Here is a 16,347-nt window from a genome sequence, read left to right on the forward strand (position 1 = left end):
TGGTACTCATCAGCATAGACCCGACCCCCAGTGTTATGTAATTGCGTTGTCGGCTTATATATAGCTATAGCTTCAGCTCGGCGTAACGCTCGGCCATGAAGTCCAGCAGTACGCGAACGGAGGGAAGTAGCTCCCGGCGGGCCAGATAAACCGCATGAATCACTTCCTGGCGGAGTTCCCATTCCGGCAATACGAGCACTAGCTGGCCGGATTCAATGGCGCCGGGGAGTACCAGCTTGGGTAGCTGAACAATGCCCACGCCTGCCAGGGTGGCATGGTAAAGGGCGGTCATATCGGTGGTGATTAAACGCGGCGAATGCTCGACCACCTCGATTTGCTTATCGCGCTGCAATCGCCAGGTGTGCTGCTCAATGGGCCTTGCCCGGCTGATGCTCGGGAAGCGGGTAAGATCGCCAGGCATTTGGGGTACGCCGAACTGGCTAAGCAGTTTGGGACTGGCCACCAGGCACTGGCTGCTGTCAGATAATACCTTGTGAAACAGATCGCTATCTTCAAACGGCAGAGGGCGGGCGCGGATGGCAATATCGATCCCGTCCGTCAGCGGGTCTACATGTCGATTGGCCGCTTCCAGATGAATATGTACCTGGGGGTAGAGCACCATGAACTCCGCGAGCATGGCACTGACATGAAAGTGGAGTAGGCCAGTGGGGCAGCTTAGCCGAATAGTGCCGCAGGGGCCTGTCTGGCTCTCTTCAATCACCTGCTGGGCGGCCTCGACCTCTTTCAACATGGCTTTACAGTGCAGGTAATAGCGCTGCCCGATATCGGTCATGCGTAAATGTCGCGTCGAGCGGTGCAGTAATAACACGCCTAGCTGTTTTTCGAGCTCCCCAACGTGCCGGCTAAGGTTTGACTTGGCAATACCCAGGGCGCGACCCGCCGGTGCAAAGCCTTCGTGGTCCACCACTTGTACAAAGTAATAAAGGTCATTGAGATTGGGTATTGTCATTATCGTTCTCAAAATGAAACGGTGTGTCGTGATTTTCCCATCTAATCATCTGGCTGGCGACCGCTTACACTCAGTTTCGTAAGTCGCAAGGCCAACCGGAGCTGCCAATGCTGATGGCTCCATTAACTGAGTATCAGGAGTGGATCATGTCAAAACCTTACGTTCGTCTCGATAAAGATAACGCCGCCGTACTGTTAGTTGATCATCAAGCAGGCCTGCTTTCACTGGTTCGTGATATTGAACCTGACCGCTTTAAAAATAACGTGCTGGCCCTGGCCGATATGGCTAAATACTTCAACCTGCCAACTATCCTCACCACCAGCTTTGAAAATGGCCCTAACGGCCCGTTGATGCCTGAGTTAAAAGAACTCTTCCCAGATGCACCTTATATCGCTCGCCCTGGCCAAATTAACGCCTGGGATAATGAAGATTTCGTTAAAGCCGTAAAAGCGACCGGTAAAAAGCAGCTGATTATTGCCGGTGTCGTGACGGAAGTATGTGTTGCCTTCCCGGCCCTTTCCGCCCTGGAAGAAGAGTTTGACGTGTTTGTGATTACCGATGCATCCGGCACCTTCAATGCCATGACGCGTGATGCCGCCTGGGATCGTATGTCCAACGCCGGTGCGCAAATGATGAACTGGTTTGGCGCTGCATGTGAACTTCACCGCGACTGGCGCAACGATGTTGAAGGCTTGGGTACTTTGTTCGCCCACCATATTCCTGATTACCGCAACCTCATGAATAGCTACAGCACGCTGACGAGCAAGTAATCACGGAGAGCCACTGGCGGCGCGTGTTTCCGGTGGCTTGTTTTCCGTTGGGGCAGCACGGTGCGTTTATCTTCATCGATAACGGGAGCTTCTAATGTCACAAGAGCCTGTTTCAACAACTGTTTCAAGTACGGGTTCAAGTACGGGTTCCAGCCCAGCCCAAGCCACGAACAGCGTTACGCTGAAAATCTGTCATCGCGTCAAGCCCAGTGCGCGAAGCGAATATGAAGCCTGGCTACGTAGAATCATCCAGGCGGCGAGCCAGTACCCGGGCCACCAAGGGGTGCATATTTTAAGGCCGACCGAAGGCCAGCACGATTTCGAGATTGCCTTGCGCTTTGCGTCTTCCGAAGAGGCTGCACGCTGGCTTGAATCGGAAGAGCGTCAGGCATTGGTGCGCGATATCCTGCCGGCGTTTCGTCAGGAAGAGGAAATCGAGATCAGTAGCGGGATCGATTACTGGTTTCATACCGCAGGGGCGGCCCCAAGCAAGCAGCCGGTGCGCTGGAAGCAATGGGTGGTAACGACCGGGGTGATCTGGCCGCTGACCATGTTAGTGCCTTTTTTATGGGCGCCTATCTTTGAAGCGTTTCCACTATTGAGTACGTGGGGAATCCGGCACGGATTTGTGGCCGCCACGATTGTAGGGCTGGTGGTGTATGTCGTCATGCCACGCGTTGTGCGACTGGTAGCGCCGTGGATGTTTCGCTGAGCCTGGCGTAAGAAACAAGTAACAAGCCACTTAAGTAACAAGCAATAACTAAAAAGCCGGGCCGCCTTGCCCACGCTATTATTGAGGAGTGCAGCACATGAGTTGGATGCCGACGATTGAACCCCAATGCCCATCAGCGGGTAGCCTGAAAGATATCGAGACGCTGATTATCCCTCGCGCGCGTGATCTGGGCGGCTTCGAAGTGCGCCGTGCGCTGCCTGCGCCCAAGCGGCAGATGGTAGGGCCGTTTATTTTCTTCGATCAGATGGGCCCAGCTGAGTTCTTAACCGAAGGCGGGATCGATGTTCGCCCTCATCCGCATATCGGACTTGCCACCGTTACGTATCTTTATAAGGGTGAATTTCAGCACCGCGATAGCCTGGGCACCAACCAAATGATCTACCCAGGAGAGGTCAACTGGATGGTGGCTGGCAATGGCGTTACCCATTCAGAGCGCACGAGCCCCGTCACGCGTCAGCAGTCACCGCACTCACTGTTTGGTATTCAAACCTGGGTGGCGCTACCTGAAGAGCATGAAGACAAGCCTGCCACCTTTGAGCATCAAGGCCAGGAAGCCCTGCCGCTATTGCAAGGCGAAGGTAAAGAGGTGCGTTTGATTCTGGGCACGGCCTGGGGCGAAAAAGCCCCCGTACAGACTTTCTCGGAAATGTTTTACGCCGATGCCACCCTGATGCCGGGCGCTAAATTACCGCTTCCTGATGACCATGAAGACCGCGGGATTTACATTACCTCGGGCAGCGTGATCATCGCAGGTGAAGTGTTCGAGGAAGGCCGGATGATGGTGTTCCGCCCAGGCGACCCGATTACCGTCACGGCCGGCGAGCGCGGCGCGCGGTTGGTACTGCTGGGTGGCGAAACGCTCAACGGCCCGCGCTATGTGTCCTGGAACTTTGTCGCCTCTTCCAAAGAGAAGCTTGAAGCTGCCAAGGCAGCCTGGATTGAAGGCGACTTCGAACACGGCCGCTTCCAGCTTCCGCCTGATGACAATGCGGAATTTATTCCTTTTCCAGGCCAGCCGGGCAATTAATCGCCTGATACGTTTACGATAAACCAAGCCCAAAAAAAAGCCCGCTAAATTTCAGCGGGCTTTTGCATGGCACGTTACAAAGCTACTTCGTCAGGCTTTAAAGCGTGATGATGCCGAACAGGTAACCAAACAGCAGCAGCACCAGGCTGAACCCCCACATGATGCCGAAGGAGTAGCGGATGTGTTTACCCATTTCCAGCCCGGCAAGCTGTAGTGCCAACCATACGGCCGGGGCGAGAGGGCTGACAAAGGTGCCGATAATATTACCGATTACCATTGCATACGCGGTTGAAACCGTCGGGACGCCGGCATTGCCGACCACTTCCACCACGATGGGTAAAAAGGCGAAAAAGTAAGCATCAGTGCTGAGGATAAGATCAAACGGAACGCCGAAAATGCCGATCAATATATGCATATAGGGCACTACGGCGGCCGGTAGAATCGCCACGATATCCGCCGACAGCTCGCTCAGCATATTGGAGCCGTTAAGAATGCCCAGGAAGGTACCGGCAGCAATAATAATCGTCGCCATGATCAGGGCATTGGGCGCATGGCGTTTGATGCTCTGCATCTGGCCATCCATATGGGTAATATTTACCGGCAGCGCCAAGGCCACACCGATCATGAATACCAGTGCGGGCGGTAAAACGTCGGTCGTCAGTGCCGCCACAACGGCGATCAATAACAGCGCGTTAAACGTCATCCGCCAGGCAGGCACCTTATTGACGACAGGCTGCGCCTCGGGTGTTTCCTGAATAGCGGCGCCACTGGCTGCCTCACCCTGTGATGCGTGCGAGTTGAGCGGGGGCAGGCGCTTGATGCGCCGATTTTCCCGCATGCCCAATACCACCGCCAGTGACAACAGCAGAATCAGGGCAAATATTTGCAGCGGAATAAGCGGTTGCCATAGCTCACCGGGACTCATGCCGAGTACCGAACCAATCCGGGCGAGTGGGCCAGCCCAGGGAAGCATATTCATGATGCTGGCGCCCAAACCTACCAGTAACAACAGCAGATAAGGGCTCATGCGCAGGCGCTGATAGGTGGGATATAGCGCTGGAATGGTTAACAGAAAGGTAGTCGCGCCGGAGCCATCCAGGTGAGCAATGCATGCTACCAGAGCGGTTGCTACCGTAATGCTGACCACATTGCCTTTGGATACCGAAAGTACTTTAAGGATGATTGGCTCAAAAAGCCCTGCATCTTGAAGAATGCCGAAGAACAGAATGGCAAACACAAACATGACGGCGACAGGAATAACCCGAGCAAACCCTTGCTCATAAAACGTTGCGATGTCTTCAATACCAAAACCGGTGACCAGGGCAGCCACAATAGGAACCAGTACAAATGCCACCAGGGGGGATACACGTCCGCTTAAAAGCATGGCTACGATAGCAGCAATAGCAATTAGGCCCGCTAAGCTTAGCGACATATTCAGCTCCTTGAGCGTGCTTTTCAATCTAGGCTATTTCGTTAGTTCCTAAATTAAACTAATGGATAATAAACTAAAGTCGCGCGGATTATGGTGACTCCATTTGGGAGGCACAACCTAGACTTTATGCTTAGACGTTTTAAAAAAGATTAAATATCAACGCGGAGGAGGCGGTTCAAGGCGGGGTATGATTGGCCCAGAGGGCAGGGCTTTGAAGCATTGCTCTGATGGATACATCTGAGCACTGGAAAATGGCATTTTAGGCATGGGCTGCAGCAGTGCGGCGCCTATAGGGTATGCTTCAAGGCTGCTCCTAGCTGATGGAAGTAGGCGCTAAATGCTGAATTGATTGTCTGGCGAGCGTGTCCCTGTGGATAAAGGCCAAGCTCGGCCTCGGGCGTGGCTTTGGTGCCCTTGACCAGAAAGTGGTTCTTTATTGGTGCATCCTGCACAAAGGCTTCAAACGCCCGGGCGCATAGCTCTTCTGGTTTGCTGTAATACACTTGCCCCAGCTTGCGATCCATGGCAGCCGAGTGTTGGAAAAGCTCGCTGGGCTGTTTGCCGCCGGGCTGCAGCAGAATGGCCGTAAAGCACTCCATCAGGCGTTGGTTAAGCGGGTGGGGGATGGGCGGCGCGTCAGCCAGCCAGGCGGTCGAGGCAAACATACCGCGAGATAGTTCCTTGAAACACTTTTGCGCAATGTAGTGATCAAAGGCGTGGAACCACTCGTGCGCGATGCTCCCTGGGCCTGCATTTTTCGCTAGCGCAAAGCTGCGCTGGCCAGGGTCATAGTGAGCCGCGACCCCTGGCCGACCGCCGCTGCCATATTGCAGCGCGAGCGAGCCGCGTAACGACACCAGCGTCTCAGGCCCTTGCAGAATCAACATCAAATCGCATAGCGCGTCATGAAATAGCGTTGCTGCACGGTCGCGCTCGGTAGGCGTTACCCAGCGGCCAATTTCGATGGAGCGAAAATCAAACTGGCGCCGAATAAGCGCAAAGTTGCTGGGCTCATGCTGACGATGAGACGGCCCGTTACGATAAAACGTTCGTGCATCAATGCTCACGGTACACTCACTTATTTTAACGACGGGTTAAACGCGTCTGTCAGGGCAATCTGTATATCTTGCCAATAAGCTGTCGCCAAGTATCAACATATTGGTGGTACGTTTAGAGCTTGGCCTGGGCTTCCCGCGCTTGAATAAAGTAGTTGCGTAAACGCATCAATGAATCTTCATCCCAACCGGGCGGCTCAGAAAGCGCCGCCCAGGCATCAATATAATGCTCCGCTGCAATCTCATGACCAAAGCCTGGGGGCGCGCTTCCGGTCGCCAGGTCTGCCAGTAACTGCAGCATTGTCACCACTGGGTACCAGCGCAGTTCAGAAGAAACATCGGGTCCACGCGGTTCACGCATCCAGGCCGGTTCACGCCAGAATGCAGCCGGTTCAAAAAACGTGATGGGGTCGCTGGCATATTGTAGATACGCAATACGAAAATCTCCCCATTCCCCCGGTGCTTCCTGAAGCCCTTGTGTCTGGTTCATAAAGCGAACTACTGAACCATTGCGAAACGTGGGCAGCCAAGCTGGTGAGCCGGGATCACGGCCTGCTGTAACGCTCTTCCAGGTGTCGCTTCTAAACGGTGGGCCGATCCATAAGGCGCCGTTGAAAGGGTCATCGATAATATCGTAGAGATCAAACGAAAGATCCGAGTTGAGCGCGCCTAAACTGAGGCCAAACAGGTATAGCCGAGGGCGCTCGCTGCTGGGGAGGCTAGACCAGTAGTTATATACCGCTGTAAATAACGCACGGGCATTTTCGACGCCGTACTCGGCTTCAGCAATAAGCGATAGGTGGCTTGGCAGATAGGAGTATTGAGCCGTAATCGTGGCGATGTCGCCGCGGTGTAGATACTCCACCGTATTCTGGGAGCCTGGATCTATCCAGCCGCGCCCTGTGGGGGTGGCTAGTACTAATACAGAGCGCTCAAAACCGCCTACCCGAATCAATTCTGCCAGAGCTAGTTCTGCTCGCTCGGTGGGTGTTTCAGCAGCGTTAAGGCCCACATAAACGCGGATAGGGTCAACAGCCTCTTCGCCAAGAAAGTCACCGATTTGCGCGCCGTCAGGCCCTTCGGTAACAAAGCGGCGGCCACGGCTACCTAACGCTTCCCAGCTAATTAATGATTCAGCACTGCCGGGTTTCATGGGGTCTTCAGGAGGGGAGAGGTCGCTTTGCATCAGCTCATCTACCTGCTGATAAGAGCGGTCGGCCACCTTTAGCGCATACGAGAAGAGAATGCCTTCGATAACGAGCCAAAACAACGCAATAGCCGCTACCGTGCCCAGCACATAGGCCACTCGTCGGGGCAGGATATAAGCCAGCTTGCGAGAAAGCAGCCGGAAGGTACGCTTAAAAAGCAGCGCCATAAGCATTAAAAACGCAAACACTCCCAGGGTAATTAAAGCGATGGAAAAAGGGTGGGTACCGCTAGCTGGCTCCATCGCCATGAGCTGGCGAATACTGTTTTGCCATTCGGCGGTTCGCCATAAAAAAATGCCAGCGATGCTCAGGGATGCGGCGGCGGCTAACCAATGGAAATACGTTTCCACCCGCGCATTGGGCTCCGGTAAATGCAGATAGCGCCAAAGCCCATGCCCCATTACCCCTAGGGCGTAGCCTGCGGTAAAACTAAGCCCCGACACGATGCCCTGTGCGATGAATGGGCGGGGTACAAGGCTTGGCGTTAGCGAAAACGCAAAGAAAAGCGTGCCTATTACTAAGCCTATGCCTGAAAAACGCGCAAGGTGCGAGATAATCCATTGCCGCTGACTGCTTAGTTCCATTGTTTACCCATTGGCCAATGTCAGGCGTATTAACGATGGTATTCAAACGCCGTGTGCGTCATAGAGTATTAGAATCGGCCGCACAGTAAAACGCTGCATGGCTTTTTGCGGGCCCCACTTCGGGTGAAGAGAACATTCTTATGCTGATACGTGGGCGCCTAGGTAGGAGCATGTCGAATGCCTCTGCCTAGGGCATGCTCGGGCATAAATCCTATGTACAAAAAAAGCGCCCTCAACTGAGGACGCTTTTTTGTTACCTTGCTCTTCCATGATGTTGCGTTGCTCATCCTGAGCCATCATTCCCTTGTGTGCGGTTTCCTTGCCGCGAACAATACAAACAATAGAGAATAGTTAAGCAATGTACAAGTAAAAATTGTAACGTTATTGTACGAAAGCGTTGCGATACTGAGTTAAAGCGATAATGAAGCGTATTTTTGCAGATAAAAGCCCTGATAAATGGGTTTTCTGCTTATTTTTTGTTCAGCTTTAAAGTGTCGCATTATACAAAGGTATAATATTGACGTGCGGCCAAAAGCATTTTTCGCTTGAAAATTTCTGGGATGCTTTTGAGTAAGGGGAGGTGGGTAAACCTGCCAGTGAGAAAAGTATTCACAAAAATTAGCATACCGACACCTAACTATACTATGGGTTCTCATTATAGCTAGCTTTCAAACGGTGGTTTGGAGCTAATTAATTGATTGACCTATTTTTATGATTAAATTCAATACCTATTGACTTCTATCGATTAGTTTTTAATATATAACTATATGGTACGTTTTATATTAGTTTTACCTAGAAAAAAGCATTAATCGGTTATTTTTACGGGCTATAAGGCCAAAAAGATATAAGATGAAGATATCTTTTATTATTTAAATAATTTTTCCAATATTGATTTAGACATTGATTTTAATTAGAAAAATAAACTAGTTAGAATATGAACTATATTTTTGTAAAAAATTATTATTTTTAACTTTTCATAACCTGGGTTAGATCATTCAGACGCTTTAAGGTCCATTGTAACGACATGGCGCAAGGACAGCGCAGGAAGGAAGAGCAAATAAGGATATTTGCGGTATACAAGGAAGCATGAACAGGATGTTCATGAAGCAAGATTAAGGACGAACTAAATCACCCCCGGCCAGTAATGGCCGGGGGTTTTTTTACGTTTAAAATTTACGGAATCTTATATATTTATTTAAGGTGTAGGTAAGAGTAACGGCATAATAAAATAAACAAATAGCGTAATGGCAATCGCGCTTACGATATTCATGGCAAAGCCTGCTTTGGCCATTTGTTTAATAGTAATACGCCCTGTTGAAAAGACGGCCGCGTTGGGTGGCGTCGAAATAGGCAGCATAAATGCACACGTCGTCGCCAGCGCAACTGCCACCATTAAGCCTAATGGGTTGCCGGTAGTGATCGCCGCAGCCATGCCTGCAGTGATAGGTAGCGCCATATTGGCCGTCGCTGTATTCGAGATAATCTCGGTCAAGAACAGCATTAACAGCACCATAATCAACAGTAGCCAGAAGTAGTTCACGCCATCTAGCAGTTGGAGTTGATTGCTGATCCAGCCGGTTAAGTCGCTTGCGACAAATGCCGCGGCCAGCGTCATGCCGCCACCCCAGAGAATGAACAGCCCCCACGGCAAGCTTTTCATATCGTCCCACACCAGCAGGGCCCGTTTCTCGTTGTGAGCGGGAATCACGAACAGCGCAATGGCGGCGGTTACCGCGATCAGCGTATCGTTAATAGGAAGATCGAAAAACGGTGCCAGCCAGCCGCGTAATGCCCAGGCCAGCGCGGTCACCACAAACACACCTAAAACACGCTTTTCTTCCTGGCTCATGGGGCCTAAAGACGCTAGCTCCTGAGCGACAAAATCAATTTCAAGCGGTGTATTGGGTACCTTGGCATAGATTCGGGTGAGGTAAACATACAGTACCGCCAGCAGAATCAGGGTTAACGGCAGCGCAAAAATCATCCACTGCAGGAAGCTGATTTCCACGCCTTCAAAAAACTGGGGAATCATCGCGACTACAATAGCGTTGGGTACCGAGCCGATAATCGTTGCCAACCCGCCTATAGAGGCCGAGTAAGCAACGGTTAGGAGCAAAATACGCGCAAAGCTATCGCGCTGATTGCGATCAAACTGGTCGCGTTCGTCCAGCTCACTGGTAAGCGCGACGGCAATGGGCAACATCATAAGTGCCGTGGCGGCATTTGAGATCCACATGGATAGAAACGCCGAGGCAATCAAAACCCCCAGCACGATGCTGCGCAGGCTATTGCCAATGCGATTAACAATGGCCAGCGCAATACGCCGGTGCAGGTTCCAGCGCTCAATGGCAATCGCCAGAATAAACCCGCCCATGTACATATAGATAACCGGGTTGGCGTAGCCCACCACGGCTTCATCCAGCACCATCACGCCGCTTAAGGGCAGCACTAACATAGGCAGGAAAGACGTAATGGGAATAGGTACGGGCTCGGTTACCCACCAAGTGCCCATCCAAACCGTTAAGGCGAGAACCGTCCGCGGCGCAGGATCAATCAACGTGTCGGGCAGTATTAGCTGGATCAATATAAAAAGGAGTGGCCCTGCTAGTAATGGCACCCAGTGGCGCCAATTCGATAATGACATTCCCATACGCCTCTCCTGACGCTACAGCATGAATTTATTAGCAATCTGCTAACCATAAGGAGAAAGCATGCTACCACTTTCGTTTATACTCCGTTGGTCGAAAGGGATAGACTTTGGTATTAGGGTGGGCGCGTTAACCGCCCTCTGTTTTTAGCAGGCGTGAGAATAATAAAGCGAACTTATCTGGCGCAAATTACAGCGTGTCTGGTGGATTTTTTTTAAATTTATTATCCTGAATTAATGTATCTGACACATTTAAGGTTCAAGGTAGGCAGTACCACAAGGAAGGTGGCCAGGAAGAACAAGCAAGGAGTGCTTGAGTTGCCCAGGGATGCACGAACAGGATGTTTGTGAGGAAATATTACGGAGGACCTGATAAAGCCCCGGCCGATCATTGGCCGGGGCTTTTTTTTATGTCAGGTGTACTGACATCAGAGCATTGTTATTCAACATAAAACGCTTATTTTTTGTCACTGCTTTCAGACGTTACCGTCTCTGACTTTGCGTTCTCAGATTTTATGTTCTCAAGCTCTGCGCTCTCAGGTTTTGCATGACCCTGATGGCTAAGCGGGCTTGCCTGATCCAGGCGCGGGTGATTATCCAAAAATTCACGCTCAAGGTTAGGCAGTTTATCCAGCGCCAGCAGGGTATGGGTAAGCGCATGGATCGCTGCCAGAACATCCTTGGTATTGCCGGTTTCCGAGATGGTGTGCATGTTACGAATCGGGAAGCCGATAGAGGTGGCGGCGCTATCAATAGAGGCCAATACGCCCGCCATACCGTCAGTACCCGTATCCACACCCACCATATCGCGCTGAATGGGAATATCCTGCTCTTTAGCGGCGCTGGCGATGATGCGATTCAACTGCTCGCTGGCAATGGAGCCGACCGACATCGTAAAGCCTTTGCCCATTTCCAGCGGCTGCATACGCTTATCGCCGATACCCGGAGCGGCTACGTAGTCGTGGTTTACGTCTACACCAATCAACGCGTCGGGTTTTAGCTCACCGGCCATGACTCGGCTACCAAAACGGCCAATCTCTTCGTAGCTTGCAATGGCAAACATGACGCGCACGTTATCAGTGCCGCCTGCTTCGGCGATCAACCGCGCGACTTCAGCGGTCACAAAGCAGCCCAAGCCGTTATCCAGGTAGGCGCCGTAGAAGGTATCGGGGCTGAAGCCGGGGCGAATAGGGCGGTCAAAAATAATCGAGTCACCCGGGCGCACGCCTAGATTAAGCACTTGCTGCTTTTTGTTCTCGCCGTGAATCTGCAGGTCCAGATAGATCTGCTCTTTCTTGATGCCCTTGTCGCCAGTGCGCGCCGCTGGGTCGGAAAAGTGAATGGCGCCTAGCGCTTCAACGGTACCACCTTCAATCGAACGGTAGCTGCCGGGTTTTTCAGGGTCTTCACTGAACAGTTTCACTTCATGACCGATCAGTACAGAAGGCAAAAACGAATCGGTGTTGATCCAGATTTTGCCGTCTTCGCCAATTGAGCGTACCTGCATCCGAATCTTGTCCGCATGGCCGATAATCATAACCTTGAACATATCATCGCGGTCAGGGTGGGTATCCAACACCACGCCTGCGTTGCCCTTGAACTGGTGAAGGTGCCAGCTGTCAGGGGCAAACGTTTCGAAGTAAGGCTTTAAGACGCCGTAGGTCATTGCCCCTTCCAGGCCAACCGGGCTAGGGGCGGCCAGAATGTCGCGCATCAGCTTGAACTGTGCTTCCGGCATGGACTGCGTCCAGGGTTTTGCAGTATCACTCATCTAAACTCTCCAAGTGGTCATCTGTGTGTCTAGTCTGCCAGATTAATAAGGTTGTTCCACTATTAGACGGTGTGGACTTGGCTATGTACACGTAATATGCAGGCTAATCATTTAGAAACAACGACCAGCACCGTGATAAACAACACGTAATAAACAACAGTAACAGGAGAGAGCATGGGCACGGCATCGCTACGCGTTCAGCGCTATAAGGTATTGCTGGCGGGCGTTTTCAGTCAGCTTTTGTGCGTAGGGATCGCCCGCTTTGCCTATACGCCGTTACTGCCGGTCATGCAGCAGCACACCTGGATGGGCGATGCCGATGGCGGTTGGTTGGCGGCGCTTAACTATGCGGGCTATATGCTGGGCGCGGTGCTGGCGGCCTCTATCCGCAGTATCTATATCAAAGACACCCTGTATCGTATTGGCCTGGTGCTCGCGGTGCTGACGACCGTGGGCATGGCGCTGACGGATCACTTCTGGCTATGGGCGGGGCTGCGCTTTTTCGCAGGCCTTTCCAGCAGCGCCGCCATGCTTTTGGCGTCTGGGTTAATCCTTCACTGGCTGATGCATCACCAGCAGCGGGGCGAACTGGGCATACATTTTGCCGGGCTAGGGTTAGGCATTGTGCTGGCCGCCGTGGCGGTAGAGCTGATGCTTGCGCTCTCGTTTGACTGGCAGGCCCAGTGGTGGATTTTTGGCTTGTTGGGCGCCGTGCTGCTGATACCCGCCTGGCGCTGGTTGCCACGACCGGTCAAACCGGTTCCCGGCGCTCGCTCTAGTGAGCTGCCAACTGCGATGCCGCCATCGCGCACTTTTATGCGTTTAATGCTGCCTGCCTATTTCTGTGCCGGGTACGGCTATGTGATTAACGCCACGTTTATCGTCACCATTGTTGAGCGCGAACCGCTGCTTTCAGGGGCCGGTAACTGGACCTTTGCGGTGGTCGGCTTGGCGGCCGCGCCCGCCGTGATGCTGTGGGATCTGGTGGCCCGGCGGATTGGTTATTTAGGCGCGCTGATTGTGGCCATGTCGATACAGGCGGTGGGGATCGTATTGCCCGCCATGTCTTCAAGCCTAGCGATTGTGCTGCTTAGCGCAGTGCTTTATGGCGGCACGTTTTTAGGCTGTGTGAGTTTGGTGCTGACCATGGCGGGCAGGCTTTACCCGGCAAGCCCGGCACGCTTGATGGGGCAGATGACGTTGGCGTATGGCGTCGCGCAGATTTTTGCGCCTGCCTTAACCGGCGTACTGGCCGAAGCTTCGGGCCACTATACTGTGGGCCTTTGGCTGGCCGGGGGCTTCGTGGCTTTAGGGGGGCTGCTATTGATATGGCTGCGGCGTGTGGATCAAACCGCGCAGCGCCTGGATGCCGAGGCAAAGGCACTCTCAGTGAGGAGCTAGTGGAGATAGGTAGGGTCGCTGACATGGAGGCTGGGCGAAAGTTTTAAAACTGTTTATAAGAACCGTTTATAAGAACTGTTTATAAAAACTGTTAACAAGAGTTTTGTGCTTTTTAGTCGAAATCCTCTAGGATAAGCGCTTTTTTCATACCAGAAGGATAGTCATGGCGTCTTCCGAGCAACCACGCATCCAGTGGCTAGGCCGTTGGGGATTTATGCTAGCGGCAACGGGTTCCGCCGTTGGGCTAGGCAATATCTGGAAATTTCCGTATATCACCGGCGAGTATGGTGGCGGCGCGTTTGTACTGGTGTATCTGGCGTGCATTTTTGCCGTGGGTGTGCCGGTGATGATGAGTGAGATTGCCTTTGGGCGGCGCGGACGTGGTAGCCCCATTGATGCGATTCGCCGGGTGGTGAATGAGTCCGGGCGTTCATCGGCGTGGTCGTTGCTTGGCTGGATGGCCATGCTGTGCGGCTTTTTGATTCTATCGTTTTACGTAGTGGTAGCGGGCTGGTCGTTTTCCTACCTGTGGAAGATGCTGACCGGCGGCCTGGCGGGTACCAGCGTTGACGATATGGCCGCCGTTTTTGGGGCTAACAACGCCAATCCGCTCAACCTGGGCTTCTGGAGCACTCTGGTAACGTTGATCACCATGGTGATCGTAGGCAAAGGCGTTCAGGAAGGTATCGAAAAAAACGTCGGCTGGATGATGCCGGGCCTGGTCATTATGCTGCTGTTGCTGATTGTGTTTGGCATATTTTCCGGTGGCTTTGGCGATGCCGTCAGCTTTTTGTTCTCCTTTAAAGCGGGCAGCCTTTCAAGCGAGGGCATGTTGGCCGCCCTTGGCCATGCGTTCTTTACCCTTTCGCTTGCCTCTGGCGCTATTCTTACCTACGGAAGCTACCTGCCCAAGAGCGCTTCCATTGGGCGTACCACTATCAGCGTGGCGATTGCAGATACGGCGGTTGCCCTGATGGCCGGGCTTGCAATCTTCCCGGTGATTTTTGCCAACGGTATGGACCCAGGCGAAGGCCCGGGGCTGATCTTTATGAGCCTGCCGCTGGCTTTCCAAGCGATGCCGCTAGGCACGCTGTTTGGGATTTTGTTTTTCGCCATGCTGTCGATGGCGGCGCTGACGTCTTCCATCTCGATGGTCGAAGCAACCGTTTCCTGGCTGTGCGATAACAAAGGGTTCTCACGTCGCAGTGCCGCGTGGAGCACGGGGATTGTGCTGTGGTTGATCAGTACTGCGGCCATGCTGTCATTTAACCTGGGGGCGGACTGGACGCTGGCAGGTAAAACCTTCTTTGATTGGCTGGACTACATCACCTCACGCTGGATGATGCCGCTGGGCGGTTTAGGCACGGTGGTGCTGGCAGGTTTTGTGCTCAAGAATGAAACGTTCCGTGCAGAGCTGGGGCTTTCACCGCTGCCTTATACGCTGTGGCTTGCCATGGTGCGCTACGTAAGCCCGCTGGGCATTTTAGTTATTTTTGCCGATGCATTAGGTCTTTATACCGTTACCTTCTCTGCGCACTGGCCTTGGCTATTACTAATCTTGCTGGCCATGATGGTGCTGGGTGAGCTTTTTAGTCCGCGTTTGAAGCAGGCGTTAACGAAACGCTAACCTCTTCTCCCGACAGCCAGCGCTGCTGCTGAGCGATAACTGATTGTTCATGCAGCGGCGTCTGGCAGCGCGCATACACTTCCTGTAAAAACGCCTTCCGCGCCCCGCGGTAAGGGCCGCTGAGCATTGCGGCCTGGGTCAGGCTTTCAAGTACCACTGAACGCTCGGGTGCGTCCAGCTGCGCATAGTCGCCCAACGCCTGTTGCCAATCGATATCCACACTTTGCGGCTGATCAGGTAGCGACGCTAAAAGCTGCGACAGTAACAGCACCAGATTGGGATGAGGATGGCGGTTACGCATCATCAGCTCGCCAATGCCTTGAACGATCAGCTGGCGCTGAGCATGCGATAAAGTGTTCAACTCATGCATTAGCGCGTCGATACGTGGCGGGCCATAGGCCATCAGATGGGCTTGATGTAATACGCGCCAGGCAATCCAGGCATTCCAGATAGCGTATAGCGGCCCCATCAACATGGGAATAAAACCGCGTAATGCCAGGCGGCCCAAGACACGCCGCATCACCACGCGCAGGATAAAGCTGCTCAGGCTAATTTTTAAGCGGTACAGCAAGGCTTTGATCGTCAGCTTCCAGCCATGCAGGTACGCATGAGGATTAATACCATAAATGGTATTGCCTGAACTGGGGTATTCAAGCGCAGCACGTGCAACACCGTGAACGGTTAGCTGCAGAGAGGGCGTAAACGCATTCTGCTGTGAGTATGCTAAGCCGGCCAGACGGGTAATATGGGTAACGCCGCGCAGTGAATTCCAGTACAAAAAGCCGATCTCAATCGCGGTGATGACACCTACGGCGGCGTAGTAGGCGATCCAATAAGGTATCTGTTCGCCAAGGCTCATCTCGGACCAGCCATCAATAGCGATACGCTTCATCCACCACTCACCGCCCCCAATCAGTGTGCCGGAAATAATCCCGGCAACGGCGGCCCACACTATCGTCCAGCGCTTGATCCGCTTGATAGCATGCGGGTTAGGCGCGGACAGGGGCGCTTTGCGCGTCAGCAGGTAGCTGATATAGCGGTGTGCTAGGCGTTGCGCCAGGTCAGGAGAGGGAGCGTATTCTTGATCGGGCCTTTCCAATGGCATAACAGCAAGATTTCCTT

12 protein-coding genes are annotated in these 16,347 nt (G+C 52.9%); 5 read left to right on the forward strand and 7 right to left on the reverse strand.

What is annotated here, in order from left to right:
* Positions 1-64: 64 nt before the first annotated feature.
* Positions 65-970: a LysR substrate-binding domain-containing protein gene (locus D467_RS0106400; protein WP_018916680.1), complete on the reverse strand. Its 906-nt coding sequence runs from the start codon at positions 968-970 to the stop codon at positions 65-67.
* Positions 971-1,116: 146 nt separating this feature from the next.
* Between D467_RS0106400 and ycaC the strand changes: the two genes are divergently transcribed.
* The 3 genes from ycaC to D467_RS0106415 all read left to right on the forward strand — a co-directional run bounded on the left by ycaC (position 1,117) and on the right by D467_RS0106415 (position 3,500).
* Positions 1,117-1,740, forward strand: coding sequence for an isochorismate family cysteine hydrolase YcaC (gene ycaC, locus D467_RS0106405; RefSeq protein ID WP_018916681.1), 624 nt, complete (start codon positions 1,117-1,119; stop codon positions 1,738-1,740).
* Positions 1,741-1,834: 94 nt separating this feature from the next.
* Positions 1,835-2,452 (forward strand): antibiotic biosynthesis monooxygenase, encoded by a 618-nt coding sequence (locus D467_RS0106410; protein WP_018916682.1) that lies wholly within the window; start codon positions 1,835-1,837, stop codon positions 2,450-2,452.
* Positions 2,453-2,549: 97 nt separating this feature from the next.
* The gene (locus D467_RS0106415) at positions 2,550-3,500 is read left to right on the forward strand and encodes a pirin family protein (RefSeq protein ID WP_018916683.1); all 951 of its coding nucleotides are present in this window, start codon (positions 2,550-2,552) and stop codon (positions 3,498-3,500) included.
* Positions 3,501-3,597: 97 nt separating this feature from the next.
* Here D467_RS0106415 and D467_RS0106420 read toward each other — a convergent pair whose 3' ends face one another.
* From D467_RS0106420 to D467_RS0106440, 5 genes are all read right to left on the reverse strand, one after another.
* Positions 3,598-4,932, reverse strand: coding sequence for a CitMHS family transporter (locus D467_RS0106420; RefSeq protein WP_018916684.1), 1,335 nt, complete (start codon positions 4,930-4,932; stop codon positions 3,598-3,600).
* A 287-nt stretch (positions 4,933-5,219) separates the two neighbouring features.
* Positions 5,220-5,999 carry a CLCA_X family protein gene (locus D467_RS0106425; protein WP_018916685.1) on the reverse strand — a complete coding sequence of 260 codons (780 nt, stop codon included), beginning with the start codon at positions 5,997-5,999 and terminating at the stop codon, positions 5,220-5,222.
* Positions 6,000-6,102: 103 nt separating this feature from the next.
* Positions 6,103-7,779: an alpha/beta hydrolase gene (locus tag D467_RS0106430; protein ID WP_018916686.1), complete on the reverse strand. Its 1,677-nt coding sequence runs from the start codon at positions 7,777-7,779 to the stop codon at positions 6,103-6,105.
* A 1,195-nt stretch (positions 7,780-8,974) separates the two neighbouring features.
* Positions 8,975-10,423 (reverse strand): SLC13 family permease, encoded by a 1,449-nt coding sequence (locus tag D467_RS0106435; RefSeq protein WP_026285639.1) that lies wholly within the window; start codon positions 10,421-10,423, stop codon positions 8,975-8,977.
* A gap of 460 nt (positions 10,424-10,883) precedes the next feature.
* A complete protein-coding gene (locus D467_RS0106440) occupies positions 10,884-12,197 on the reverse strand; it encodes a M20/M25/M40 family metallo-hydrolase (RefSeq protein WP_018916688.1) in 1,314 nt (437 codons plus the stop codon).
* Between the two features lie 174 nt (positions 12,198-12,371).
* On the opposite strand from D467_RS0106440, the gene D467_RS0106445 reads away from it, so the two are divergent.
* Positions 12,372-13,598 (forward strand): YbfB/YjiJ family MFS transporter, encoded by a 1,227-nt coding sequence (locus tag D467_RS0106445; RefSeq protein WP_018916689.1) that lies wholly within the window; start codon positions 12,372-12,374, stop codon positions 13,596-13,598.
* A gap of 163 nt (positions 13,599-13,761) precedes the next feature.
* Positions 13,762-15,225 (forward strand): sodium-dependent transporter, encoded by a 1,464-nt coding sequence (locus D467_RS0106450; RefSeq protein ID WP_018916690.1) that lies wholly within the window; start codon positions 13,762-13,764, stop codon positions 15,223-15,225.
* Here D467_RS0106450 and D467_RS0106455 read toward each other — a convergent pair.
* Complete coding sequence (locus tag D467_RS0106455) at positions 15,188-16,330, reverse strand: LBF_2804 family protein (protein WP_018916691.1); 1,143 nt, start codon at positions 16,328-16,330, stop codon at positions 15,188-15,190. The two genes, D467_RS0106450 and D467_RS0106455, sit on opposite strands and share 38 nt — an antisense overlap.
* Positions 16,331-16,347: the final 17 nt, after the last annotated feature.

Source organism: Vreelandella zhanjiangensis DSM 21076, assembly GCF_000377665.1.
GTDB classification, from domain to species: domain Bacteria; phylum Pseudomonadota; class Gammaproteobacteria; order Pseudomonadales; family Halomonadaceae; genus Vreelandella; species Vreelandella zhanjiangensis.